The following is a 24488-nucleotide window of genomic DNA, read 5'->3' on the forward strand; positions in this document are numbered from 1 at the left end:
GGGGCGAGGAAACACCGACCGCCGACGTTGCGACCTTGGAAAGCTTGGGTTCCTCTCCCCCGCTTTGCGGGGGCGAGGAACTTTGATCCTGAGTCTTCATCAAAACCTCGGAATATCCGGAAACGCCACCTGCCCGCGATGCACATGCATCCTCCCAAGCTCCGCGCAGCGGCGCAGCTGCGGAAACACCTTGCCGGGGTTGAGCAGGTGGTTGGGGTCGAAGGCGCATTTCACCCGCATCTGCTGGTCGAGGTCGACCTGGTTGAACATTTCCGGCATCAGGTCGCGCTTCTCGACGCCGACGCCATGCTCGCCGGTCAAGACGCCGCCGACCTGGACGCAAAGGCGCAAAATGTCGGCGCCGAAGCTCTCGGCCTTGTCCAGCTCGCCCGGCACGTTGGCGTCGTAGAGGATCAACGGGTGCAGGTTGCCGTCGCCGGCGTGGAAGACATTGGCGACGCCCAGCCCGTATTTCTGCGAAAGGTTGCGCATGCCGGCGAGCACGCGCGGCAGTTCCTTGCGCGGGATGGTGCCGTCCATGCAGTAATAATCCGGCGAGATACGGCCGACCGCCGGGAAAGCCGCCTTGCGGCCGGCCCAAAAACTCAGCCGCTCCTGCTCCGATTGCGAGATGCGGCAGGTGGTCGAGCCATTCCTGTAGGCGATGGCCTCGACGAGGCCGATCAGGTGGTCGACCTCGACACTCGGCCCGTCGAGCTCGACGATGAGCAGCGCCTCGACATCGAGCGGATAGCCGGCCTGGACAAAATCCTCGGCCGCGTGGATCGCCGGACGGTCCATCATCTCCATGCCGCCGGGGATGATGCCGGCACCGATGATGTCGGCGACGCACTGGCCGCCCTGTTCGCTGGTCGGGAAGCCGATCAAGAGTGCGCGCGCCGTCTCCGGCTTCTTCAGGATGCGCACCGTCACCTCGGTGACGACGCCGAGGAGGCCTTCCGAGCCGGTCATCACGCCGAGCAGATCATAGCCTTCCTGATCGAGATGGCTGCCGCCGAGGCGCACCACCTCGCCGTTCATCAGCACCATCTCGATGCCCAGCACATTGTTGGCGGTGAGCCCGTATTTCAGGCAGTGCACACCGCCGGAATTTTCCGCGACATTGCCGCCGATCGAGCAGGCGATCTGGGAGGATGGATCGGGGGCGTAATAAAAGCCCTCCTGCTCGACGGCGGTGGTGATGCCGAGATTGGTGACGCCCGGTTGGGCCACGACAACGCGATTAGGATAGTCGATTTGAAGAATGCGGTTGAAGCGGCTCATCACCAGCAGCACCGCATCCTCGAGCGGCAGCGCGCCGCCGGACAGCGAGGTGCCGGAGCCGCGCGGCACGACGCGGATGTTGCGCTCGTTGCAGTATTTCAGCACGCGCGAGACCTGGGCGACCGTTTGCGGCAACACCACGACCAGCGGCAGCTGCCGGTAGGCGGTCAGGCCGTCGCTCTCGAAGGCGCGCATTTCATTGGCCGCGTCGACGACGCCCTCGCCCGGCACGATGATGCGCATGTCGGCGACGATCTCGGCGCGCCGGCGCATCGTTTCGGCATCTGGCTTGGGCATGGCTAAGCCGGACATCGGGCAGCCTCCGCTCTTGACTGGTCAAAATCCTTTACCAGCCTGACGGTTTTGTTGCAAATGCTGCTTTGCTTGCATTTGGCGGCGAGCGTGACGCCAAGCTTCCGCAGCGGCAATCTGCCGCTGCGGACAGACTCGCGCATGAAGATGGTTGTCCGCTACTCGCCCGGATGCTTTGCCGGCTCGGAATGCATCTTCCGCACCCGGCGCACGCCCCACCAGACGAGCAGGATGGCGACCGGCACGGAGGCCGCGGTGACCACTTCGGGCGCGAAAGCGTGACCGAAGACCGAGGCGCCCTTGGCCACATAGCCGATAAGGCCGACGACATAATAGGATACGGCGGCGACCGACAGGCCTTCGACGGTCTGCTGCAGGCGCAGTTGCAGCCGGGCGCGGTTGTTCATCGAGGCCAGCAAGTCGCGGTTCTGCTTCTCCACATCGACATCGACCCAGGTGCGCAGCAGCGTCGTGGCGCGGGTGAGTTTTCGCGACAGGTTGGCCTGGCGCTCCTCGACCGAGCGGCAGGTACGCATGGCGGGCGCCATGCGCCGCAAGAGAAAGCCCGCCCAGGTGTCGTAGCCTTGCACCGGCTCTTCATCCAGCGCTTCCAGCCTCGCGGTGACGATGCCGTCATAGGCGCGGCTGGCGCCGAAGCGATAGAGGCTGGACGCGGCGTCGGCCTCGAGCTCGGCGGCGAGTTCGGTGAGGTCGGCGAGCAAGGTCTGGCTGTCGCGGGTCTCGACCGCCTTCATTTCCAGTGTGGTCTGCGCCAGGCGGTCCTCGATGCGACGGGCGCGGCCTGACAGCGTCAATGCCATCGGCAGGCCAAGCATGGCCAGCGTCCGATAGGTCTCGATGTCGATCAGCCGCTGCGACAGGGCGCCGGTGCTGGCCGGCGTCAGGCCGCGATCGAGCACCAGCATGCGGGTCAGGCCGTCGCCGTCCTGGCGGAAATCGGTGACGATGGCGGCAGCGCCCCGCTCGACCAGCGAATAGCACAGGCTGGTCGGGTCGAAGCCGGCGATCAGCCTTTCGCTCGCCTGCGTCCATTTGCGGATTTCCAGACGGATGCCGGAAATCACGGTGCCGGGCGGCGAGAAGCCATTGCCGAAGGGCGAATCCTCTTGCCCCCGGCCGTTTTCGGCCAGCGGCCCTTCCCAGAGATAGGTCGAGAATTCCGTATGGCGCTCCCAGCGCAGCGTGCCCTTGCCCCATTTCATCGCATGATGGCGGGCATTGCGCTCGGGCGCGGCGATGCCCAGCCGCCGCGACAGTTCCGACAGCACGGCATGATCGACCGCGGTGCCGCCCTCGGTCATGAAGGAGAGCTGGACCAGCACGCGTGGTTTCTCGATCAGCGGATGCGGGCGGGCATGGACCTCGCCCAGCGCGCCGGGCCGTCCCTCATGCGCCGGAAAGCCCATCACGCTGCCTTGGGCGCGCGGTTGGAATTCGAGACTGGACATCTCGTCGGACACGGTTGGTCCCCCTGGTTTCGACCTTCGTGCGAACCCTTCCGTCTTGCGTCAATCGGCGGGACGCGTAAACAGCAAATATCTCCGTCCAGGCCGGTTAGCACGCGGCCGGCAATGCGACGGGCTGGACGAATTGGATAAATAATTTGACCAGTTGGCGACAGAGGCTTTAATCTGCACCACATCCGTCCCGCTTCCCAGGCACCCTTCCGTTGAGCGACATCTTCTCCAGGATCGAGCATTCGCGCACCGCCGACGAGGTGGTGCAGCAGATCGAGAGCCTGATCCTCGAAGGCGTGCTGCGCACCGGCGACCGGTTGCCCGGCGAGCGCGAGCTGGCGCGCCAGTTCGACGTGTCGCGGCCGATCCTGCGCGACGCGCTGAAGGCGCTGGAAGGCCGCGGGCTGCTGACGACCAAGGCCGGCGGCGGCACGCATGTCGCCGACGTCATCGGCCAGCTCTTCACCAAGCCGGTGACCGATCTCATTTCCACGCACCGCAAGGCGGTGAGCGACTATCTGGAATACCGGCGCGAGATCGAGGCTGTGGCGGCCGAATACGCGGCGCGCCGCGCCACGCCGGAGGACCTCGCCCTGCTCGACCGCATCATGGCACGCATGGACGAGGCGCACCGGACCGGCGATTTCGACGATGAGGCGGAAATCGACGTCGAGTTCCACCACGCCGTCTGCGAATGCGCGCACAACATCATCCTTTTGCACACGCTGCGTTCCTGCTACCGGCTGCTGTCGGAAGGCGTGTTCCAGAACAGGCTTCTGGTGTTCGGCGTGCCCGGCGCGCGCGAGGCGCTGCTCGAGCAGCACAGGGCGATCCACGCCGCGATCAAAGCGGCAGACCCAATCGCGGCGCGCAAGGCTGCGATGGACCACATCACCTATGTCGAGCGCTCGATGGCTGAAGCCGAGCGCAGTGGCGACTGGCAGCGCGTATCCAGGCTGCGCCTCAGACAGCGCTCGGACGCCGGCGACATCGAACCCACACGAAAACGCTCCTAAGCAGCGGGGACAACCATGAGCGAAATCCTCACCATCGCCGACCTCAAGGACCTGGCACGCCGCAAGGTGCCGAAGATGTTCTTCGACTATGCCGATTCCGGCGCATGGACGGAAAGCACCTACCGGGCCAACGAAGAGGATTTCGGCAAGATAAAGTTCCGCCAGCGCGTGCTGGTCGACATGAGCAACCGTTCGCTGGAATCGACCATGGTCGGTGAAAAGGTGGCGATGCCGGTGGCGCTCGCGCCGACCGGGCTGACCGGCATGCAACATGCCGACGGCGAGATGCTGGCGGCGCAGGCGGCGGAAGCGTTCGGCGTGCCGTTCACGCTGTCCACCATGAGCATCTGCTCGATCGAAGATGTCGCCTCGGTGACCAAAAAGCCGTTCTGGTTCCAGCTCTATGTGCTGCGGGACAAGGACTTCGTGCTTAATCTGATCGACAGGGCCAAGGCGGCGAAATGCTCGGCGCTGGTGCTGACGCTCGATCTGCAGGTCCTGGGTCAGCGCCACAAGGATGTGCGCAACGGTCTCTCGGCGCCACCCAAGATGACGCTCGCCAACATCGTCGACCTTGCACTGAAGCCGCGCTGGTGTCTGGGGATCGCGGGTACCAAGCGCCGCACCTTCCGCAACATCGTCGGCCACGCCAAGGGTGTCGGCGACGTCTCTTCGCTGTCGTCCTGGACGAACGAGCAGTTCGATCCGCATCTGTCGTGGAAGGACGTCGCCTGGATCAAGGAGCGCTGGGGCGGCAAGCTCATCCTGAAAGGCATCCTCGACAAGGAGGACGCGCTGATGGCGGCTGAGACTGGCGCCGATGCGATCGTGGTCTCCAATCACGGCGGACGGCAGCTCGACGGCGCACCGTCCTCGATCTCGGTGCTGGAAGAAATCGCCGATGCGGTCGGCGACAGGATCGAAATCCATATGGATGGCGGCATCCGCTCCGGCCAGGACGTGCTCAAGGCGCTCTGCCTCGGCGCCAAGGGCACCTATATCGGCCGACCCTTCCTCTACGGCCTCGGTGCGATGGGCAAGGACGGCGTCACCAAGGCGCTCGAAATCATCCGCAAGGAAATGGACATCACGCTGGCGCTGTGCGGTAAGCGTTTGGTAACCGACATGGGCAAGGACCAGTTGCGGCGCTAGGCCTTATTCACCGATCCGCCCTAGTTTCCCGTGGTGGACCACACGGGAAAGACGTACGCCTTGACTGAGACCGGCATCCACTATCTCGACGCGCGCGGTCCGGACGGCATGCGTCTCTATGCGATCGGCGACGTGCACGGACGCCACGACCTGCTCGCCGCCATGCATCGCCACATCGAGAGCGAACTGGAATATGCGCCCGGGTCGGACTGGCGCATCATTCATCTCGGCGACTATGTCGACCGCGGACCGGATTCCAGAAGCGTCATCGATTTTCTGATCGAGACGCGCAAGCGCGATCCGCGCAACATCATGCTCGCCGGCAACCACGACATCGGCATGCTCGAATTCCTGGCCGAGGCAGAGCCGGACGGCCTGTTCGTGAATTACGGCGGCGTGCAGACGGCGCAGTCCTATGGCGTCGATCTTCTTGGCGACGGCCACTGGTACGGCAAGGCGCAAGCCATCGCCCGGGGACATATGGCCCTGGTGAAAGCGGTGCCGCACAGCCATATCGATTTCCTGCAATCGCTGACGCTTTCGGCGACCTTCGGCGACTTCTTCTTCTGCCACGCCGGGATAAGACCGGGTGTGCCGCTCGACCGTCAGAACCAGCAGGATCTGATCTGGATCCGTGACGCCTTCCATGACCATCCAGGGCTTTTTTCCAAGGTGATCGTGCACGGGCACACGCCCGTCCCGGAAGCCGAGGTGAAGGCCAACCGCGTCAATGTCGACACGCTCGCCTGGAAATCCGGAACGCTAAGCGCGCTGGCCGTCAATGGCGGCGACAAACGCATCCTCGCCATGCAGGGGAAAGCGTTTTAGGCGCGATCCCGGCGCAGGCCTGCTTGCGATTTTTGACTGGGCCTAGTTCAGCGAGGCGGTGACGCCATAGCCGTCGACGACGCGGTGGTTGGTCGCTGCGTCGGCGGCATAAATGCCCAGGCCGCAGAGCACGATGGCAGACAGCATGACAAAAGACAGGAGAGCTGCTTTCACGGACGTCATCTCTGGTTAAGCTTTCCGCATCTGGGCACGAGGCGGTTACCAATGCGTTGAAACGATAAAATGCGTCTCAATGTTTCGACGATTTCGCGCTTCTAAGCAGATTCTGTTTCGCCGGTGTGTCGGCTGGATCACACAAAAGGTTCATGGCGGTTGCATCGACGATACAAAGCGCGCCCTCTTAGAAGAGCGGCCGGACACAAACCAAGAAAGAAGAATGTTGTCCCCAGACGGAAGCGCTGAGGCGTGCCAATTATGCCACGCTTCGCCCGATCGGGGTGGATGTTCAGATCGTCGCAACCCAGGCGCGGGCTATCGCCAGTCCGGCGCTATCGGCGTCGGCGCCATTGCGGGCCAGTTCGTCGTCGAGACGATCGTTCCAGTCGGGATGACGCTCGGCGATCATAGCGGCGAAGGAGGTGCTCCAGTCGCGCACCATCGGCGTATCCGCCTCGAAGTGGAACTGGAAGCCATAGACGGCGCGGCCGAGGCGGAAGGCCTGGTTTTCGGCGACCGCGCTGCCGGCCAGCCGCACGGCGTTTTCCGGCAGGCCGAACGTGTCGTCATGCCATTCGAAGATCGGGAATTTCTCGGGCAGCGCCGCCATAACCGGATCCGATTTGGCGGCCGGCGTCAGCGACACCCTATGCCAGCCGAACTCGGTGGCGCCGCCGATCTGGTTGGTGCCGCCGAAAGCCCGCGCCAGAAGTTGACCGCCGAGGCAGATGCCGAGAACCGAGCGATCCTTGTCGGCGAAATCGCGTGCCAGGTCGAGCAATGCGGGGAAATAGGGACAGATCTCGTCGTCGAGCGCGTTCTGGGCGCCGCCAAGCACCACGATGGCATCGTGCCCGGTGCTGTCGCCGGGCAGCGTATCGCCGCGATAGGGCTTGCGCAGGTCGATATTGGCGCCGGCTTCCACAAGGGCAGCGCCAATCTGGCCAAGGCCCTCATTGTCGAAATTCTGGACGACCAAAACCCGCATCGAAAACCTGCTGACATGAAAACGCTGGGGCGAGCGATATCATGCGGCTCGTGTTTCAGCCAAGATGCGTGCCGGAGAGAAAGCTATGCCACTGCAGAACCGGGTCGACCCTTTCGGCGCCATTCACGCCGTGCCGGAACGCGGCCTGTTCACCGGCAATCGCGGCATCATCCACGATCCCGAGACGAAGACGCTGCTGAGGAAGCGCTGGGCCTTGCCGGCCTGGATCATCTGCGTTTGCGAATTCGGCTACGTGCGGCGCGAGCCGATGGGCCGCAACAGGCCAGGAGGAAAAGCCGGCTGGACCGAATTGTTCTTCCTCGACGAGGTGACGGCTTTGGCCGCCGGCCACCGGCCCTGCTTCTTCTGCCGGCGTGAACGGGCGACCGACTTCATCAGCCGTTTCGGCAAGGCGTTCGGGATTGAAGAACCGCGCGCGCCGATGGTCGACAAACGGCTGCACAAGGAGCGGCTGGCTTCCGGCGGACGGCCGCCTCTCGTGACCGCGCCGGAGCTTAGCGGCTTGCCGGATGGAACCATGATCGCGTACGGCGACACCGCCTATGCGCTGCGCGGCGGCAAGGCACGCAAATGGTCGTTCGCGGGCTATTCGAGTCCCATCGCCTTCGATCGCCTCACCGGCGGGTCGCTGCGCCTGCTGACGCCGGCGACCACCATCGCGGTGCTGCAGCAAGGCTTTGCACCGGTCTGGCATCCAACCGCCGATGCTTGACGCCGCAGCCGGCCTCGCTCATCGCCAAGCAGATATCCGTGGGATGTCCCACGATTATCTGCTTAGATTCCCTTGTTTTTCGCAGGTTCTGATCGCAAAACCGCGGGACACTTTTGCGGAACCTGTTTGAGCCATGCGCGCCAACTACAAAATGCAGCGGCTGTTCGTGCCTGACGATCTCGGACCCGGCCTCGAATTCGACGCCGGACAGCAGCAGAGCCATTATCTCGCCCATGTGCTGCGGCTCGGCGAAGGCGCCGAAATCCTGCTTTTCAACGGCCGCGACGGCGAATGGTCGGCGTCGATCGCCGCGAGGTCCAAGAAGGCGGTCCGGTTGAAGGTGCTCGCGCTGCAGCGGCCGCAGCCGCCGCTGCCCGATCTCCTCTATTGCTTTGCACCGCTGAAGCAGGGCCGGCTCGACTACCTCGTGCAGAAAGCTGTCGAGATGGGCGCCGGCATACTGCAGCCGGTCATCACCCAGCACACGCAGGTGGCGAAGCCCGGCATCGATCGGCTGCGCGCCAATGTCGTCGAGGCGGCCGAGCAATGCGGCATACTGGCGGTGCCGGAAATGCGCGAAGCGGAGAAGCTGGAGCGGTTGCTCGCCGGTTGGGACAAGGAGCGGCGGCTGATCTTCTGCGACGAGGATGCCTCGACCAACAATCCGCTGCCGGCCCTGCAAGCGGTCAGTGAGAAGAAACTTGCGCTTCTGGTCGGTCCGGAGGGCGGATTTTCCGAGGACGAGCGCAAGATGCTGAGGGCCTTGCCTTTCGTCACCGCCATCCCGCTCGGGCCGCGCATCCTGCGCGCCGACACCGCGGCGGTGGCGGCATTGGCCGTGATCCAGGTGACGATCGGCGACTGGTAGGATTTGCCTTCTTCCCTTTTGCGAGAAAGTGTCGCCGAAGGCGACTGATGAGGGGTGTTCCAGAAGACACCCGCCTCTCACTCCGCTGGAACACCCCTCATCCGTCTCGGCGCTACGCGCCGATCCACCTTCTCCCACAAGGGGGAGAAGGGAAGGTAAGCCATGCAGATCAAATCCAGTTGAGCTGTGGCTCAGGATTTTTCGCTTGATCGGCTACTGACATTTCGTCCATCTAGCGCCCGGCGGCCAGCTGATGGCTGCGGAGGGCTTTCTAATGGCGCGCGACACAACCGATACCCAGCTCATCGAAGGCGTCGACGAACTTGTCGGCTATCTGGCCGACGGCAACAAGCCGCGCGACAAATGGCGCATCGGCACCGAGCATGAGAAGTTCCCCTTCTATGTCGACGGCAACGCGCCGGTGCCCTATGGCGGCGAGCGCGGCATCCGCGCCATCCTCGAGGGAATGCGCGAAAAACTCGGCTGGGATCCGATCATGGATGCCGGCCGTATCATCGGCCTGGTCGAGCCGACCGGCCAGGGCGCGATCTCGCTAGAGCCCGGCGGCCAGTTCGAGCTTTCCGGTGCGCCGTTGGAATCGATCCACCAGACCTGCCGCGAGGGCAATGCGCATCTGGCGCAGGTGCGCGAGATCGCCGAGCCGCTCGGCATCCGCTTCCTCGGCCTCGGCGGCAGCCCGAAATGGTCGCTGGCCGATACGCCGAAAATGCCAAAGTCGCGCTACGAGATCATGACGCGCTACATGCCGAAGGTCGGCACCAAGGGCCTAGACATGATGTACCGCACCTGCACGATCCAGGTGAATCTCGACTTCGAGAGCGAAGCCGACATGCGCCGCAAGATGCAGGTGTCGCTGAAGCTGCAGCCGCTGTCGACAGCGCTGTTTGCCAACTCGCCCTTCACCGAGAGCCGGCCGAACGGCCTGCAGAGCTGGCGCGGCGACATCTGGCGCGACACCGACAACCAGCGCTCCGGCATGCTCGAATTCTGCTTCTCGCCCGATTTCGGCTTCGCCGACTATGTCGAATGGGCACTCGACGTGCCGATGTATTTCGTCATCCGCGACGGCCACTATCACGACATGACGCGCTATACGTTCCGACAGTTCATGGCGGGCGCTGCCCGCAATGAACTCCCTGACGGCCTGCCGACGATGGGCGACTGGGCAAATCATCTCTCGACCCTGTTCCCCGACGTGCGCCTGAAGCGTTTCCTCGAAATGCGCGGCGCCGACGGCGGGCCATGGCGGCGCATCTGCGCCCTGCCCGCCTTCTGGGTCGGGCTGCTTTACGACGAGCAGGCGCTTGACGCCGCCGAGACGCTGACCGCGAGCTGGACCTACGAGGAAGCGCTGGCGATGCGCAACGCCGTGCCGGAGCAAGGCATCGCGGCGCCGTTCCGCAACGCCACCTTGCGCGACGTCGCCCGCGACGTGCTCGCCATCTCGCGCATGGGCCTGAAGAATCGCGGCAAGAAGAACCGCGACGGCTATGACGAGACGTCGTTCCTCAACACGCTCGACGAAGTGGTCGCGCGCGGCACCACCAGCGCCGAGGAGATGCTGTCGGCCTACCACACGCGCTGGGGCGGCTCGATCGAGCCGGTGTTCATGGAATATGCGTATTAACCGTCCGGCATGCGCCGAGCGGTTGGGCGCCAAAAGCCGCTTCAATCGGTGATGGAAACGAACTAGGCTCTCCGATGAGGATATTCTCGGAGGAGAACCCAAATGCCTTCCCTGTTCGACATTTTCGCCCAGGCCCAGAACGGCGCCGGCATGCAGGCGCTGGCACAGCAATATGGGCTTTCGATGCAGCAGGCGCAGGCCGCGGTGCAGGCGCTGCTGCCGGCATTCTCGCAAGGGCTGCAGCGCAACACCGCCGATCCCTACGGGATGGGTGCGTTCATGACCGCGATGGCGAGCGGCCAGCACGCCAAGTATTTCGAGGACGCCACGAGGGCCTTTTCGCCGCAAGGCATCGATGAGGGCAACGGCATACTCGGCCATCTGTTCGGCTCGAAGGATTTGTCGCGCGCCGTGGCAGCCCAAGCCGCGCAGGCGACGGGTTTGAGCCAGCAGGTGCTGCAGCAGATGCTGCCGGCCATGGCCTCGATGATGATGGGCGGGCTGTTCAAGCAAACCAACAATCAATTGAGTGGGGGGCAGATGCAGGCCGCTGGCTTCGGCGGCAGCGGCAATCCGCTCGGCGAGATCATCGAGCAGATGATGCGCCAAGGCGGCCTCGCGCCGGCGCCGCAGCCGGCGCCCTATGGCGAGAACCCGCTCGGCAAGGTGCTGCAGGACATGTTCGGCGGCGGCACGCAGCAGTCGCAAAACCAGCCCCAGCAGGCCCCCAGTCCGTACGGCGAAAACCCGCTCGGGAAGGTGCTGCAGGATATGTTCGGCGGCGGCGCGACGCAGCAGCCGCAGCAGACTCAACCACAGCAGACGCAAAGCCCCTATGGCGATAACCCGCTGGGCAAGATCTTCGAGGAGATGCTGCGCCAGGGCGGCGGCGGTTTCGGCATGCCTGGGGGACAACCGGCGCCGCAGCCGCAGCAGAGCGCGCCGCAACAGCCGCAAACCAATCCGAGCGGCCGGCCGCGAAACCCGTTCGACGATATCTTCGGCAAGATGTTCGAGACCGGTGCCCAGCAGCGCGACGAATATGAGAAGAGCGTCGGGACGATTTTCGATCAGTTCAAGCGCGACATGGACCGGCGGTGAGTTATCGAACGCCCCCGGAACGACTTTCGTGAGCAAGAGACTCGAACAAATGCGCCGCAATCCCCGCGGCGACTGGTCGATGCGAGATGTTAAGGCAGTTTGCGACGAGGCCGGCATTCAATGCGTGCCGCCGAGATCGGGCGGTTCGCATTACAAAATCTACCACACGGCAATGGCTGACATTTTGACGGTGCCTTTCAAACGCCCGATCAAGCCCGTATATATTCGAAAACTCGTGTCCTTTATCGACGAGGCAAAAAAGCATGACGGACAAGCTTGAATATCCTGTCGTCATCGCACCACTCTCGATTGAGGACGGTGGCGGGTTCTCCGCTTATGTCCCGGATCTTCCCGGCTGCATGAGCGATGGCGAAACCCCCGAAGAGGCCATCGCGAATGTTCAGGATGCCATCGCGGCTTGGATAGAAGCTGCGCATGAACTTGGCCGATCAGTGCCAAGACCGTCGAGAAAATTGGCTTTCGCCTGATCCCCTCAGACGCCTTCCAGAAGAGGCGCGGTCAAAAAAATGCCCGGTCCTGGAGGAGAACCGGGCAATGTGCAGGCTGGCCGGCGGGGAACCGGCAGGGAGTGTGGGAGCCTGCATGAAGCTTGGTCGCGCTTGGCCGTGAAAAGGTTCAAGGCGACCGGAAATCCAGGCAATGCGCCCGTCCAGGCACCTGACGAGCGAGATCGATTGTGTCGGCGCGCTCACTGGCGATGGCGCGCAGCTTCACTGTCGGATCGCGGCCGAAGGGCACGGCGACGGCGACATGGAGGTCGGCGCGGGTCAGGCCGATATCGGCAAGCTCGGCGTCCGACATGTCGCCCAGGCGATAGAAGGCGCGGCGGTTTTTCCAGGCGACATAGGCGTTGGCGAGAGCATTGAGCACGCGCGTCGCAACGGCCGGACGCGTGGTGATGCGCGGGGTCTCGGAAGCGAATTCAATCGTGGTCATGTCAGTCTCTCCTTCCAGGAGTCGAGCGGACGAAACCAGGCGATCGGCGCCTTGGGAGAAGCGCCGTTCCGGTTTCCATTCACATGCTGTCATGTGGACAATGCCAATTTGCCATCGCGAGATTGATTAATCCAACGAATGTTTTTAATCTGTAGCATCAACATCAATGATGGGTTTGACCGATGAAAGCGCCGCTCGACCTCGATCAGTTGCAAACCTTCATCTCGATCGCCGACACCGGCAGCTTCACCCGCGCGGCCGAGGAGGTGCACCGGACACAGTCGGCAGTGTCGATGCAGATGCGGCGGCTGGAGGAGCGGATCGGCAAGCCGTTGTTCGAAAAGGACGGCCGCACCAACAAGCTGACCGAGGAGGGCGAAAGGCTGCTTGCCTACGCGCGGCGGCTGATCCATCTCAACCGAGAGACTTTGGCCGCCTTCGACGACCAGCGGCTGGAAGGCACGATCCGCATCGGCACGCCGGACGATTATGCCGACCGCTTCCTGCCCGAGATCATGGCGCGCTTCTCGCGCTCCAACCCGCGCGTCGAACTGACGGTCGTCTGCGAACCGACGCCGGGGCTGGTCGAGCACATCAAGCGCGGCAATCTCGACCTGGCGCTGGTGACGCATAACGATACGCGCGGCCAGTCGGAAGTGGTGCGGCGCGAGCCGCTTTTGTGGGTGACGTCCGCCAACCATGCCACACATGAGCAGGAAACCCTGCCTATGGCGTTCGGCCGGCCGAACTGCATCTGGCGGCGCGCGGCGGTCGACGTGCTCGACCGGCAGAACCGCGAGTATCGCGTGCTGTTCTCCAGCTTCTCGGCCACGGTGATCACCGCGGCCGTGCTTTCCGGCCTGGCGGTCTCGGTGCTGCCGGAATGCGCGCTTCGGCCCGGCATGCGCGTGCTCGGCGAGGCCGACGGCTTCGGCCAGTTGCCGGACTGCCGCATCGGCATCATGCGCGGCCAGACATCGCAACCGGAGATCGTCGACGCTTTGGCCCGTCACATCGCCGAAAGCCTCGACAACATTTCCGTGCCGCTCGGCGAGGAGGCGGGAAGCTTCGACTTCGCCGCCCTCGCCTTCGCCAAGATGAAGCGGGTCAAGGCGAACCAGATCATGCCTGGCTGGTAGAGTCAGGCGCGAGCGGCGGAACGTTCCCGGTCGGCAGGTGAAACACCCGGCAGCGCAAGCAATTGGCCGGGCTCCAGCGGCGGCGACAGCAGATAGCCCTGCAACTGGCGGCAGCCCATGCCGACCAGCAAGGCCTTTTGTGCATCGGTCTCGACGCCTTCGGCGGTCACCTCGACCTTGAGCGCCTGCGCCAGCTCGATCAGTGTCTTGACGATTGCGCGCGCGCTTTCGTCCTCGTCGAGCAGATGCACGAAAGAGCGGTCGATCTTCAACTTGTCGATCGCCTGACGGCGCAGATAGCTCAGCGAGGAATAGCCGGTGCCGAAATCGTCGAGCACGATGCAGATGCCGGATTGGCGCAGCGCGGCAATCACCGTGCCGATCGTATCATTGTGCTCGAGCAGCACGCTTTCGGTGGTCTCAAGCTGCAGGCGACAGGGATCGAGCCCGGTTTCGCTCAGGATATCGGCGACCTGCCCGGCAAAGCCGATGTCACGCAGCTGCATCGGGGAGATGTTGACCGCGATCCAGGGCAATTCCGTCCCGGCGGCAAAGCGGCAGGCTTCGCCCAGCGCCCATTTGCCCAAATCGCCGATGAGGCCGCGCTCTTCGGCGATGGCGATGAATTGCGCCGCCGGCAAAGCGCCGTGCACTTCATGGCCCCAGCGGATCAGCGCTTCGGCCCCCAGTATCGCGCGGCCGTCGGCCGCGAAAACCGGCTGATAGGCGAGCTTGATGCCACCTTCGCCCTCAAGCGCCTTGCGGAGTTCCGATTCGACCTTGCGCTTGCGCAGCAAGAGATCGTCCATGTCGCCGGCAAACAGCTCGTAACGGCCACGACCGTTCTTCTTGGCCTCGTAAAGCGCGATGTCGGCCTTGCGCAACAGCTCGTCCGCGTCGATGTCCGATCCAGACGACAGCGCGATGCCGACGCTCGCGCTGACGAAGACCTGGTCGTCGATCAGCCGGAACGGCTCACGCAGCTTCAAGAGCAGCCTTTCGGCGATGTCCTCGGCGCTTCCGACGTCGGGAACGTCAAGCAGGATGACGGCGAATTCGTCACCGCCGAGCCGCGCGACGGTATCGACTTCGCGGATCGTATGCTTGAGCCGCGCCGCCGTCTGGCGCACGAGCTCGTCACCGGCCGGATGGCCGAGCGTGTCGTTGATATGCTTGAAGCGGTCGAGGTCGAGGTAGAGCAGCGCGACGCGCGTCTTGTCCCTGCTGGCGAACAGCAGCGTGCGCCGCAAGCGGTCCTCGAACAGCGCCCGGTTGGGCAGGCCGGTGAGCGTGTCGTGGAAGGCGAGATATTGCGCCTGGTCCTGGCTGGTCTGCAGCGCCGTCGAGGCCCGACGCAACCTGCTCAACAGGAATACCAGCACGCCGCCCGCCAACAGCAGCGCGATCGCCAAGGCAGGAGCGATCTCGCGCACCAGAGCAAGGCCGGGCCGCAGTTGGTCCCAGCCGATATAGCCGAGGATGACGCCGCGCGAATCAACCAGCGGCACGGCGGCTGGGCCAGCCGGCTGTGACAAAGGCACCAGCCGCGCGCCATCAAGCAGGTACTTTCCGGCGATCTTGCCGATCACCGCGTCATTGATGAATTCGACCGACACATGCAGATATTCGGTGCCTTGCGCCTGGCTGATCCTGTCCGAGCTCGGCAGGAGCGGCGCGACGCTGACGATCGCTGGCGCGCCATCGAGGGACACCAGATCCTCGGCCACCATCTTCGGAGGTTGGCCGTACGCATCGGTCTGCGGCGGCCCAGCCAGCATGCGACGCAGTTTTTCGATGATTGGAAGAAGCGTGCGCTGGTCCTCGCCATAGGCGGAAGCGTCGACCACCTTGCCCTCGCGCATGGCGTGGATCGCATGATTGGCGGCGTCGAGAATATAGACCCGGTTGTGACCATAATAGGTGTACATCCAGACACTGAGATTCTCTTCGATCCAGGTCTGGTTGCCTGCCCTCACATTGATGATCGCGTCATCCCAGACCGAAACGCTTTCCTGCTCCCGCTGAACAGACGCAATCTGGTCCTTCAAACCATCGGCGATGAACATCTTTTGTCGTACGAGCGAGGCATCGTCGGCCTTGCTGGCCGCGTAGAAGCCGAAGCCCACGACAATGGCTAAAGCGAAAGTGGCGAGCGTCAGCACGGTCAGCGTGACCTGACGGGTCAACGGGCTGCTGTTTTGGCGTACGCTCATCGGTCCCCGGCCGGCTCTTCTGGGCCTGTCAAAGCAAATCGGGCTTAAGATCGCGTTATGATATTAGCGCGGTTTCGCCGCGCTTGACGCGGGCCGATAAGCGTTCCCCAATCGCGCAATGAGTGAAACAGCAACCGAATCACGCAGCAACGCCACCGAATATACGGTGAGCGAGATTTCCGGCGCGCTGAAGCGCACTGTCGAGGACGCCTTCGGCAATGTGCGGGTGCGTGGCGAGATTTCCGGCTATCGCGGCCCGCATTCGTCCGGCCACGCTTACTTCGCGTTGAAGGACGACCGCGCGCGGATCGATGCGGTGGTCTGGAAGACCACCATGGCGCGGCTGAAGTTCCGCCCCGAGGAAGGCATGGAGGTGATCGCCAGTGGCAAGCTGACCACCTATCCCGGCAAATCCAACTACCAGATCGTTATCGACAATCTGGAGCCGGCGGGCGCCGGCGCGCTGATGGCGCTGCTCGAAGAGCGCAAGCGCCGGCTGCAGGCCGAAGGCCTGTTCGATGCCGGCCGCAAGCGTCGGCTGCCTTTCATGCCCAAAGTCATCGGCGTCGTCACCTCGCCGACCGGCTCGGTGATCCGCGACATCATCCACCGCATCAAGGACCGGTTTCCGCTTCATGTGCTGGTGTGGCCGGTGAGGGTCCAGGGCGACACGACGGCCAAGGAGGTGACCGCGGCCGTCAACGGCTTCAATGCGCTGACATGGGACGGACCCATCCGCCAACCCGATCTGTTGATCGTGGCACGCGGCGGCGGCAGCCTTGAGGACCTCTGGGGCTTCAACGACGAAGGGCTGGCGCGTGCCGTTGCGGCGTCCTCCATCCCGGTGATCTCGGCCGTCGGCCATGAGACTGATACGACGCTGATCGACTTCGTCGCCGACATGCGCGCGCCGACGCCGACGGGCGCGGCCGAGATCGCCGTGCCGGTCAGGGCGGATCTGGAGGCTACCTTGGCCAGTCTTGCCGCGCGGCTCAACGCCTGCGCCTCGCGGCATTTGGAACGCAAGCGCCAGGCCGTGCGCGCCGCGGCGCGCGCGCTCCCCTCGCCCGACCAGTTGCTAGCGCTGCCGCGCCGCCGTTTCGACGATGCGACCAGCCGCCTCGGTCGCGGGCTGACGGTGAATATCGAACGCAAGCGGGCGACGCTGGAGCGGCAAAGGCTGACGCCGGCAACCCTGTCGCGGCGCCTCAATGAAGCGCGCACGCTGACCGGCCGCGATATTGCGCGGGCGCGAGCCGCGTTCTTCGCCATCGTGCGCGAAAGGCGCACGCGGTTCAAACGCACGGCGGCAAGGCTGTCGCCGGCGCCGATCGTGCGGCGCCAGAAGCAACAGGCCGACACGCTGGCAGCGCTGTCGCGCAGGCAAGATCAGGCGACGGCGCGGCGCCTCGACCGGCTGCGCGCGGCTCTTACCCAGGCGGACCGGCTGCTTTCAACATTGTCGCACAAGGCCGTGCTGGCGCGCGGCTTCGCGCTGGTCAAGGATGCCGAAGGCGCCGTCATCAAGCGGGTCGCGGAGCTGGCGCCGGGCGCGGCGCTGCAGCTGGAATTCGCCGACGGCACTGCCGAGGCCATCGCAACCTCCGGCGGGGCGCGGCCGAAGCTGGCCGGAAAATCGCCCGCCAAGGCCAAGGAGCCGGGCAATCAGGGTTCGTTGTTCTGAGGTCTGAATGAGCGACCACGACCCGCATCTTCGCACCCCGTCGGGCAAGCCGCGCCTGCGCTCGTTCGGTATCGCGCTCGATGGCACGCCGGGCCTTTTCAACGCCATCACCGACGTGCCGGGCGTGTCGGTGGGCTACACGACGCTCATTTCAGGCGACGGCCCGCTGCAGGTCGGAAACGGTCCGGTGCGCACCGGCGTGACCGCGATCCTGCCAAGGCCAGCTCAGGAACTCGCGACGCCGGTGTTCGCCGGCGTGTTCAGCCAGAACGGTAATGGCGAGTTGACCGGAACGCATATCATCGAGGAAACCGGCGCCTTCAATTTCCCGGTCACCATCACCAACACGCATTCCTGCGGCGTGACCCGCGATGCCACCTTGCGCTGGATGCATCGCGTCTTGCCGGCTGCGCTCGATAGCGGCTGGGGCCTGCCGGTGGCGGCAGAGACCTATGACGGCTTCCTCAACGACATCAACGGCCATCATGTGAGCGTCGACCATGTGACCGCAGCACTCGACAGCGCCAGCGGCGGCGCCATCGAGGAAGGCAGCGTCGGTGGCGGAACCGGCATGATAAGCTTCGGCTTCAAGGCCGGATCCGGCACCGCCTCGCGCATCGTCGGATGGCGGGACCGGCGCTACACGCTTGGTGTCTTCGTGCAGGCGAATTTCGGCAAAAGGCACAATTTCACCATTCGCGGCCGGCGTGTCGGCCCGGAATTGGCCCAGCCGGCCATCCGCGAGGGCGCGCCGCGCGCCGAAAAGGGTTCCATCATTGCCGTCATTGCCACCGACGCGCCGTTGCTGCCGCATCAGATGAAGCGGCTCGCCCGGCGCGTGCCGCTCGGCATTGCCGTGACCGGGGGCTATGGCTATCACAGTTCTGGCGATATTTTTCTCGCCTTCTCGACCGCCAATGCCGAGGCCGCGCTGGCGCCTTCAGGCCGCATCGCCCGCGCGGAATTCATCCCGGACGTCGACATCGACCCGTTCTTCGACGCGGTCGTGCAAGGCGTGGAGGAAGCGATCCTCAACGCATTGGTTGCCAATGCGGATATGACGGGGCGCGACGGCAATTTCGTGCCGGCGCTGCCGAAGGAATGGCTGGAGGAAAAATTCGGCTGAGAAACGGCGCCGCCGGCCCGTGGCAGGCCGGGGTTTATTCCGGTTTGTCCGGGTTGACTTCGCTGCTGCCCTCTTCAACGGCTTCCTCGAGGCGCGACGCGATCAATTCCTGGATGTCGCCGACCTCTTCCTGGATGTCCTCCAGCAGAATGCCTGCCTCGGCGGCCTTGGCGCAGCATTCCTTGGCAAGGGTCTCGGCCTGCTTGTCGATCTTGATCGGCAAATGTTGGCATTGGACTTTCTCGCCAATCCATCCGCGCAAGAACTCGATCGCATGTTCACTCATACTGCTTTTTCCCTAGCGGCAAAGCCGGTTGGTCGTCATGAACGTCCGCACCCCTGCAAAGGATGCATGCTCCATTCGAGCCGAGTCGGCCTCGACCGGCAAGACACCTTGTCCGTGGGACAATATATCTCGCCCTAGAGACAAGAGAGCTTGCCCATGGTCCGCGGAGCCGAAGGAATGGAAGGGTTCAAGGTGCACGTTCAGATCATCGAGAGTGATGGTACCGTTGGCTGGGATCGAACCAGCGACCTCCGGATCCACAATCCGGCGCTCTAACCAGCTGAGCTACAACGGCCTGCCTGCCTGAGCTGGATCGAGGTGAAAGCTTCATTCTCCGTGATCCGCTCTGTCGTTCGGCGATGCGTCAAATACGGGCTATCGGATTCTAATTCAAGGGCCTTGATAAGGTAAACGATTGGTTTCCTCATTCGCCTTTCGTCAAGGCAAAAGAAAAGGCCGGCGGGAGGAGGTGCCGGCCTTTTCCTGTTACGAGCCAGCGGGAGGAGGTGCTGGCTGGTCACCCCGGAAACGGAGGGAGGAGGTTCCATTTCCGGGTATCTGGTTGCTCAACCTATCGCACGACTATTTGTCTGACGAAATGCGACGTTTTGATGCATCGCAGGGTTGTGCGCTGAAATCAGGCGGCCTTGACGTCCTTCATCGCCTTCTCGAAGGCGCTCTTGACCGGCTTGGAGACGTCCTCGACCGCCTTGGTGGCAACGGTCTGGAACTCCTTGGCCTGCTCAACGGCCATTTCGACGCGCTTGCGCAGGAAGGAGGTCTGCAGCTCGACGACTTCCGAAAGGGTCTTCGCGCCGACAAGGGCTTCGAGGTGCGAGAAGCTGGCCTCGGCATTGGCGCGCAGCGCGGCGATGGTCTTCAGCGAAACGTCGCTGGAAACGGTCTTGGCGGTCTCGTAGGTCGACTCCAGAACCTTCTGGGTCTCCTCGGCGCCGGTCTTCAGCTTGGCATAGGCTTCCTTCGACTGCTCGACGCCCTTCTCGGCGAAGGCGCGGATCTGGTCGGTGGCCTTGGAAGCATCAAAGCTCGGGAATTCGACGTTTTCGATGGTCTCGGCGGATTTGGCAGTGGTCTTGGACATTTTCCAACCTTTCGCGGCAGCGGCTTTGACAGAAAGCCGTCTCGTTCATGTATGATGGCAATATAAAGGACTTTTTTGTGCATTGCAATATCTTTGCTGCACCGCACCATAAAATCTTTCCCCTGCGTCAGCCACGAGAGCCGTTAACCAAGAGCCCAGAGATTTCGACCGATGCAAGCTTAGGCTTGTGGACCTCCGGGCCGCGGGCTTTTATTAACAAAGCGTTAACTGAAAATGCCCGCTCCGGAGGGTTGGCCAGCGCATGCCGCCTGAAAACTACTCCTTCCTCGACGTTGCCGTGCTCGACGCGGTGCGCCAACGCTTTGCCGCGGGCGATGCTTTGGCCATTTTGTCGGTCGACCTCGAACAGGTGATCTGGGCGAACGGTCCGGGGGCGTCGGCCTTCGGCTATCCGGATATCGAGGCCATCATCGGCGCCTCGGCGCGGCTGCCGCTGATCGCCCGCCGGCAGATCATGGCGACCAGCGGTTTTCCCGACATCGGCAGCGACCGCGCCGTCACGGTGAGGCTGGCCACCGGCATGGAAAGCCGCGCCGTCGGCTTTCTGGCCAGCGCAGTGACGATGCCGGACGGCGAGGCGGCAATCATGCTGGCGGTGCCGGCGGCGCAGACCACTTCGCGCAGCGCCGGCGAGATCGCCAGCCGCGCCATCGGTGGCTTTACCGAGGCCGGGCATTTCATTGCCTTTGTCGACGCGAAAGGCGAGGTCGAGGCAGCCTCGGACGGCTTTGCGGCGCTCGGCATCGAGCCGCGGACGTTGGCTGCCCTGGTTGCGGATGTGGCGAGCAGCGGCGACCGCATCGTCAAACGCCTCGTGCCGGGCACCGACACCGCCTACCCGGCCGGTTTTGCGCGGCTCACCGATACGCGGCATCTGCTGGTGGTGATCGACGAGGCGCAGCTCGAGGACTCCGATAGCGGCCAGGACGATCGGGCGACCGCCGGCCAAGACGATCGGACCGGCGATCAGGGAGTTGCGGCGCCAGAGGCGGTCAGCGCCCCGCCGCAAGGTGAAAGCGCGGCAATCGAGCCGGAGTCTCAGCCTGCCCAGGACAACCCAGTGCCTACCGTGGCGGCTGGCAAAGAGGACGAGCCGGCGCCAGAGGCTCCCGACGGCGACGCACAGCCCGACGCGGAGAGCCGGACCTTGGCCGGCCAGCGGCCTACCCGGACAGACCATCAGGCCGATGCCGCCGGCGCCGGCCAGCACGACCATTGGTATTTCAACGCCGGCGACGATGGCGCCGGGCATGCTCAACCGGCAGCGCCGGCGAAGGACGAGCCGGAAGGTGCCGCCGCAGCCGAAGGCCAAGATGATGGCGAAGCCGCTGCACGCGAAACTACCAAATCAGCCCAGCCCGGCCCCCCGCGCGACATCGACCGGTCGGCGCCCCCATTGCGCTTCGTCTGGCGCACCGACGCCGAAGGTCGGTTCAGCGCGCTGTCGCCCGAATTCGCCGACATCGTCGGCCAGCCTGCCGCCGATGTGATCGGCCGCCGCTTCAAGGATGTCGCCGCCACTTTCGGCCTCGACGCCTCGGGCGAGATCGCCGGCCTGCTCGACCGGCGCGATACCTGGTCCGGCCGCTCGGTGCTGTGGCCGGTGGCCGGAACGGGTCTGAAGATCCCCGTCGATCTGGCGGCCCTGCCCGTCTATGGCCGCAGCCGCGCCTTCGAGGGTTTTCGCGGCTTTGGCGTCGCGCGCAGCGCCGACGCCGTGGTCGATCCGGAAGCGCTTGGCATGGCTCTGGTGCCGAATGCCGCTCCTGCCGGGGCCACCCCCGGCGGGCCCGACGCGTCGGGCGATCAGCCGGCAGAGCAGACGCCTCTGGAAAAGCCAAGGCCCGAAGACCCCTTCCGGGGCGAAGTGCCGGCGCTGACCATCGTGCCGAAGCCGGAGCGACGCTTTGCCGACAAGGTGATAAGGCTGGCCGAGCATCGCCAACCGGCCAACGACAAGCAACCGGGAAGCGACACGCCGGCAAATCACAAGGGCCTGTCGATCCTCGAGCGCAGCGCCTTCCGCGAGATCGGCGAGCGGCTGCGCAAGGACAGTTCCGCCCCTGCCGAGGAACGCGCCCCCGAAGCCGACAAGCGGCCCGATGCCGCTGTTGCCGGCGAGGACGCGGCAAAGGTGAAGGAAGCGGCCAGCGAAACAAGGGCCGACGCAAGCCAGCCGCTTCCACCCGATGCGGCGGAGCACGACGATTCCGCTCAGGGCGCGACCTTGTCCACGCCCTCGGAAGCCGACGACGTGAAGGCCGCGGAAGCGGAGACCGAGGCGGAAGACCAGGACGATCTGGCGCGGCTCGACGGCATCGATGGCGCCGCCGAGATCAACGACGCCGGCCTGGCCGAGACCTCGGCTGTTTCCGGCTCGCTGCTCAACTTTGCCGATGGCGGGAAACCCACGGAAGACGCCGGCGTCGCGCCGGTTTCCCAGAACGAGCAAGCAGAGGGCGCCCGGGAGGCCGCCGAACCTGCTGCCGCGAAGCCGCAGCGGCCCGTCGAAGAGCCTGCGGCGCTGCCGGTCGCGGCCGGGCAGCCCGCCTCCGATGCGACGGCCGACGATAGCATGACCGCCGACGACTTCCGCGATGCGCAGGACAATGAGGACTGGGCAGGCTCCGACACAGATGCCGCCAAGGCCGCGGAAGAACAGCCGGAAGAACCGGAAGCGACAGCCGCGGCGCGGCGACGCCTCGACGTGCCGCCGCTTAAACTTTCCGGCTTTGTGCCGTCCGCGTTTTCGACCGGAGAGGACGCCAAGGCACCCGACACATCCATCCTCGCACGGCTGCCGGTGCCGCTGCTCCTCCATTCGGGCGACATGCTGCATTATGCCAATGACGCCTTCCTCGAACTCACCGGCTATGATGCGCTGGACGACCTCGCGGATGCAGGCGGCCTGGGCGCGCTCTTCGCCGACCCTTACGCCGAGGACGCCGCTACGGACGAAAGCGACCACTCGCTGAAGCTCAAGACCCGCCAGGGCCAGGAATTCCCGATCGACGCGCTGCTGCGCTCGGTGCCGTGGCGCGGCGGCAAGGCGCTGATGCTGGTGGTGCGGCGTTCCGGCGAGGACGATGCGGCGCACTTCACCGCCGCGAATGACGAGCCGGCGCTGCAGCCGGACGTGCCGGAACTGAAATCGCGCATTGCGGAGATGCGCACCATCATCGATACCGCTACGGACGGCGTCGTGCTGATCGGCCGCGACGGCAACATCCGCTCGATCAGCCGCCCGGCGGAAGCGCTGTTCGGTTTCGACAGTGACGAGGTCGCGGGCAAGCCCTTTGCCTCGCTGTTTGCCATAGAAAGCCAGCGCGCGGCGCGCGACTATCTGGCCGGGCTTTCGGAGCCGGGTGTCGCGAGCGTCTTGAATGACGGCCGCGAGGTCATCGGCCGCGAGGCGCAAGGGCGCTTCATCCCGCTGTTCATGACCATCGGCAGGCTGCCCAACGACAGCGGCTTCTGCGCCGTCGTGCGCGACATCACGCAATGGAAGCGGGCCGAGGAAGACCTGACGCAGGCACGCGCAGTGGCCGAGCGCGCCTCCTCGCAGAAGACGGATTTCCTGGCCCGCATCAGCCACGAGATCCGCACTCCGCTCAATGCCATCATCGGCTTTTCCGAACTGATGGTAGACGAGAAATTCGGTCCGATCACCAACGACCGCTATCGCGACTACCTGCGCGACATCAACCGCTCGGGCAACCATGTGCTCGACCTCGTCAACGACCTGCTCGACATCTCCAAGATCGAGGCAGGCCAGCAGGAGATGGATTACGAGGCGGTGTCGCTCAACGACACGCTGGCCGAGACGGTGGCGATGATGCAGCCGCAGGCCAATCGCGAACGGGTCATCATCCGCTCCAGCTTCGCCTCGCGGCTGCCGGAAGTGGTGGCGGATCTGAGAAGCGTACGCCAGATCGCCCTCAACATCCTGTCCAACGCCATTCGCTACACCCAGGCCGGCGGCCAGGTGATCGTCTCGACCGCCTACGAAGCCTCGGGCGACGTCGTCATGCGCGTGCGCGACACCGGCATCGGCATGACCCAGGCCGAGATCGAGCAGGCGCTGAAACCCTTCAAGCAGATCAATGCGCTGAAGCGCGGACGCGGTGACGGCACCGGCCTCGGCCTGCCCCTCACCAAGGCCATGGTGGAGGCGAACCGCGCCCGTTTCGCCATCACCTCGACGCCAGGTGAAGGAACCCTGGTCGAGGTCGGCTTCCCCTCGACGCGCGTGCTCGCCGAATAACATTGCACGCGACAGCGACGGTCAAAGAAAAAGGCGTCCAAGAGGACGCCTTGAGAAATGGGATGCTGTCACAACGGGGGCTTGAGCAGAACCTCAGGGGACGAGGAACGG

The 24488-nt window shown here is 64.5% G+C and carries 21 protein-coding genes and 1 tRNA gene; 13 read left to right on the plus strand and 9 right to left on the minus strand.

Features of this window, described 5'->3' with window-relative positions:
* Nucleotides 1-99: 99 nt before the first annotated feature.
* Both LB529_RS27835 and LB529_RS27840 read right to left on the minus strand, forming a co-directional pair.
* Nucleotides 100-1596 carry an FAD-linked oxidase C-terminal domain-containing protein gene (locus LB529_RS27835; protein ID WP_224712876.1) on the minus strand — a complete coding sequence of 499 codons (1497 nt, stop codon included), beginning with the start codon at nt 1594-1596 and terminating at the stop codon, nt 100-102.
* 158 nt (nt 1597-1754) lie between these two features.
* On the minus strand, nt 1755-3077 hold the full coding sequence (locus tag LB529_RS27840) for a DUF3422 family protein (RefSeq protein ID WP_224544227.1): 1323 nt from the start codon (nt 3075-3077) through the stop codon (nt 1755-1757).
* Nucleotides 3078-3286: 209 nt separating this feature from the next.
* Here LB529_RS27840 and LB529_RS27845 point away from each other — a divergent pair, with 209 nt between their 5' ends.
* From LB529_RS27845 to LB529_RS27855, 3 genes are read left to right on the plus strand one after another with little or no spacing between them, the layout of a single operon-like run.
* Nucleotides 3287-4090: an FCD domain-containing protein gene (locus tag LB529_RS27845; protein ID WP_224712877.1), complete on the plus strand. Its 804-nt coding sequence runs from the start codon at nt 3287-3289 to the stop codon at nt 4088-4090.
* A 15-nt stretch (nt 4091-4105) separates the two neighbouring features.
* Nucleotides 4106-5242, plus strand: a complete 1137-nt coding sequence (locus LB529_RS27850) for an alpha-hydroxy acid oxidase (RefSeq protein WP_224712878.1) — start codon at nt 4106-4108, stop codon at nt 5240-5242.
* A gap of 60 nt (nt 5243-5302) precedes the next feature.
* Nucleotides 5303-6070 carry a metallophosphoesterase gene (locus tag LB529_RS27855; RefSeq protein ID WP_224707211.1) on the plus strand — a complete coding sequence of 256 codons (768 nt, stop codon included), beginning with the start codon at nt 5303-5305 and terminating at the stop codon, nt 6068-6070.
* A gap of 42 nt (nt 6071-6112) precedes the next feature.
* On the opposite strand, the gene LB529_RS29105 is transcribed toward LB529_RS27855, so the two are convergent.
* Nucleotides 6113-6244 carry a hypothetical protein gene (locus LB529_RS29105; RefSeq protein ID WP_263497419.1) on the minus strand — a complete coding sequence of 44 codons (132 nt, stop codon included), beginning with the start codon at nt 6242-6244 and terminating at the stop codon, nt 6113-6115.
* Nucleotides 6245-6536: 292 nt separating this feature from the next.
* On the minus strand, nt 6537-7235 hold the full coding sequence (locus LB529_RS27860) for a type 1 glutamine amidotransferase (RefSeq protein WP_224712879.1): 699 nt from the start codon (nt 7233-7235) through the stop codon (nt 6537-6539).
* 85 nt (nt 7236-7320) lie between these two features.
* Here LB529_RS27860 and LB529_RS27865 point away from each other — a divergent pair, with 85 nt between their 5' ends.
* The 6 genes from LB529_RS27865 (at nt 7321) to LB529_RS27890 (ending at nt 12073) form a co-directional block, all read left to right on the plus strand.
* A complete protein-coding gene (locus LB529_RS27865) occupies nt 7321-7968 on the plus strand; it encodes a hypothetical protein (protein ID WP_224712880.1) in 648 nt (215 codons plus the stop codon).
* 133 nt (nt 7969-8101) lie between these two features.
* Complete coding sequence (locus LB529_RS27870) at nt 8102-8836, plus strand: 16S rRNA (uracil(1498)-N(3))-methyltransferase (protein WP_224712881.1); 735 nt, start codon at nt 8102-8104, stop codon at nt 8834-8836.
* A 274-nt stretch (nt 8837-9110) separates the two neighbouring features.
* Nucleotides 9111-10484 carry a glutamate--cysteine ligase gene (locus tag LB529_RS27875; RefSeq protein ID WP_224605846.1) on the plus strand — a complete coding sequence of 458 codons (1374 nt, stop codon included), beginning with the start codon at nt 9111-9113 and terminating at the stop codon, nt 10482-10484.
* Nucleotides 10485-10586: 102 nt separating this feature from the next.
* Nucleotides 10587-11585 carry a DUF937 domain-containing protein gene (locus LB529_RS27880; RefSeq protein ID WP_224712882.1) on the plus strand — a complete coding sequence of 333 codons (999 nt, stop codon included), beginning with the start codon at nt 10587-10589 and terminating at the stop codon, nt 11583-11585.
* Between the two features lie 28 nt (nt 11586-11613).
* The gene (locus LB529_RS27885; RefSeq protein WP_095769959.1) at nt 11614-11865 is read left to right on the plus strand and encodes a hypothetical protein; all 252 of its coding nucleotides are present in this window, start codon (nt 11614-11616) and stop codon (nt 11863-11865) included.
* On the plus strand, nt 11849-12073 hold the full coding sequence (locus LB529_RS27890; RefSeq protein ID WP_095819825.1) for a type II toxin-antitoxin system HicB family antitoxin: 225 nt from the start codon (nt 11849-11851) through the stop codon (nt 12071-12073). The genes LB529_RS27885 and LB529_RS27890 overlap by 17 nt, the downstream gene beginning before the upstream one ends.
* A 148-nt stretch (nt 12074-12221) precedes the next feature.
* Here the strand turns inward: LB529_RS27890 and LB529_RS27895 are convergent, their stop codons facing one another.
* Entirely contained in the window at nt 12222-12542 is a 321-nt protein-coding gene (locus LB529_RS27895) for a DUF1127 domain-containing protein (protein WP_224712883.1), read from the minus strand.
* Nucleotides 12543-12724: 182 nt separating this feature from the next.
* Between LB529_RS27895 and LB529_RS27900 the strand changes: the two genes are divergently transcribed.
* Nucleotides 12725-13681: a LysR substrate-binding domain-containing protein gene (locus tag LB529_RS27900; RefSeq protein WP_140839452.1), complete on the plus strand. Its 957-nt coding sequence runs from the start codon at nt 12725-12727 to the stop codon at nt 13679-13681.
* Nucleotides 13682-13683: 2 nt separating this feature from the next.
* Here LB529_RS27900 and LB529_RS27905 read toward each other — a convergent pair whose 3' ends face one another.
* Nucleotides 13684-15894: an EAL domain-containing protein gene (locus tag LB529_RS27905; RefSeq protein WP_224712884.1), complete on the minus strand. Its 2211-nt coding sequence runs from the start codon at nt 15892-15894 to the stop codon at nt 13684-13686.
* A gap of 118 nt (nt 15895-16012) precedes the next feature.
* On the opposite strand from LB529_RS27905, the gene xseA reads away from it, so the two are divergent.
* Both xseA and LB529_RS27915 read left to right on the plus strand, forming a co-directional pair.
* Nucleotides 16013-17578 (plus strand): exodeoxyribonuclease VII large subunit, encoded by a 1566-nt coding sequence (xseA, locus tag LB529_RS27910; RefSeq protein WP_224712885.1) that lies wholly within the window; start codon nt 16013-16015, stop codon nt 17576-17578.
* 7 nt (nt 17579-17585) lie between these two features.
* Nucleotides 17586-18704: a P1 family peptidase gene (locus LB529_RS27915; RefSeq protein ID WP_224712886.1), complete on the plus strand. Its 1119-nt coding sequence runs from the start codon at nt 17586-17588 to the stop codon at nt 18702-18704.
* 34 nt (nt 18705-18738) lie between these two features.
* On the opposite strand, the gene LB529_RS27920 is transcribed toward LB529_RS27915, so the two are convergent.
* The 3 genes from LB529_RS27920 to LB529_RS27930 form a co-directional block, all read right to left on the minus strand.
* On the minus strand, nt 18739-18990 hold the full coding sequence (locus LB529_RS27920) for a DUF768 domain-containing protein (RefSeq protein WP_095769952.1): 252 nt from the start codon (nt 18988-18990) through the stop codon (nt 18739-18741).
* Between the two features lie 218 nt (nt 18991-19208).
* Nucleotides 19209-19285: transfer RNA gene (locus LB529_RS27925), tRNA-His, on the minus strand.
* Nucleotides 19286-19627: 342 nt separating this feature from the next.
* Nucleotides 19628-20092, minus strand: a complete 465-nt coding sequence (locus LB529_RS27930; RefSeq protein WP_095769951.1) for a phasin — start codon at nt 20090-20092, stop codon at nt 19628-19630.
* A 262-nt stretch (nt 20093-20354) separates the two neighbouring features.
* On the opposite strand from LB529_RS27930, the gene LB529_RS27935 reads away from it, so the two are divergent.
* Complete coding sequence (locus tag LB529_RS27935; RefSeq protein WP_224712887.1) at nt 20355-24377, plus strand: PAS domain S-box protein; 4023 nt, start codon at nt 20355-20357, stop codon at nt 24375-24377.
* The last annotated feature ends 111 nt before the right edge of the window (nt 24378-24488 follow it).

The sequence above is a fragment of the Mesorhizobium sp. CA5 genome (genome assembly GCF_020165105.1).
In the GTDB taxonomy this organism is placed as follows: Bacteria; Pseudomonadota; Alphaproteobacteria; order Rhizobiales; family Rhizobiaceae; genus Mesorhizobium.

Bases quoted from the DNA above. Each gene is read 5' to 3' on its own strand.
- LB529_RS27930 (WP_095769951.1), bottom strand. From the start codon at position 20,092: ATGTCCAAGACCACTGCCAAATCCGCCGAGACCATCGAAAACGTCGAA.
- LB529_RS27890 (WP_095819825.1), top strand. From the start codon at position 11,849: ATGACGGACAAGCTTGAATATCCTGTCGTCATCGCACCACTCTCGATT.
- LB529_RS27900 (WP_140839452.1), top strand. From the start codon at position 12,725: ATGAAAGCGCCGCTCGACCTCGATCAGTTGCAAACCTTCATCTCGATC.
- LB529_RS27935 (WP_224712887.1), top strand. From the start codon at position 20,355: ATGCCGCCTGAAAACTACTCCTTCCTCGACGTTGCCGTGCTCGACGCG.
- LB529_RS27915 (WP_224712886.1), top strand. From the start codon at position 17,586: ATGAGCGACCACGACCCGCATCTTCGCACCCCGTCGGGCAAGCCGCGC.
- LB529_RS27905 (WP_224712884.1), bottom strand. From the start codon at position 15,894: ATGAGCGTACGCCAAAACAGCAGCCCGTTGACCCGTCAGGTCACGCTG.
- LB529_RS27865 (WP_224712880.1), top strand. From the start codon at position 7,321: ATGCCACTGCAGAACCGGGTCGACCCTTTCGGCGCCATTCACGCCGTG.
- LB529_RS27860 (WP_224712879.1), bottom strand. From the start codon at position 7,235: ATGCGGGTTTTGGTCGTCCAGAATTTCGACAATGAGGGCCTTGGCCAG.
- LB529_RS27895 (WP_224712883.1), bottom strand. From the start codon at position 12,542: ATGACCACGATTGAATTCGCTTCCGAGACCCCGCGCATCACCACGCGT.
- LB529_RS27880 (WP_224712882.1), top strand. From the start codon at position 10,587: ATGCCTTCCCTGTTCGACATTTTCGCCCAGGCCCAGAACGGCGCCGGC.
- LB529_RS27850 (WP_224712878.1), top strand. From the start codon at position 4,106: ATGAGCGAAATCCTCACCATCGCCGACCTCAAGGACCTGGCACGCCGC.
- xseA (WP_224712885.1), top strand. From the start codon at position 16,013: ATGAGTGAAACAGCAACCGAATCACGCAGCAACGCCACCGAATATACG.
- LB529_RS27870 (WP_224712881.1), top strand. From the start codon at position 8,102: ATGCGCGCCAACTACAAAATGCAGCGGCTGTTCGTGCCTGACGATCTC.
- LB529_RS27920 (WP_095769952.1), bottom strand. From the start codon at position 18,990: ATGAGTGAACATGCGATCGAGTTCTTGCGCGGATGGATTGGCGAGAAA.
- LB529_RS27875 (WP_224605846.1), top strand. From the start codon at position 9,111: ATGGCGCGCGACACAACCGATACCCAGCTCATCGAAGGCGTCGACGAA.
- LB529_RS27835 (WP_224712876.1), bottom strand. From the start codon at position 1,596: ATGTCCGGCTTAGCCATGCCCAAGCCAGATGCCGAAACGATGCGCCGG.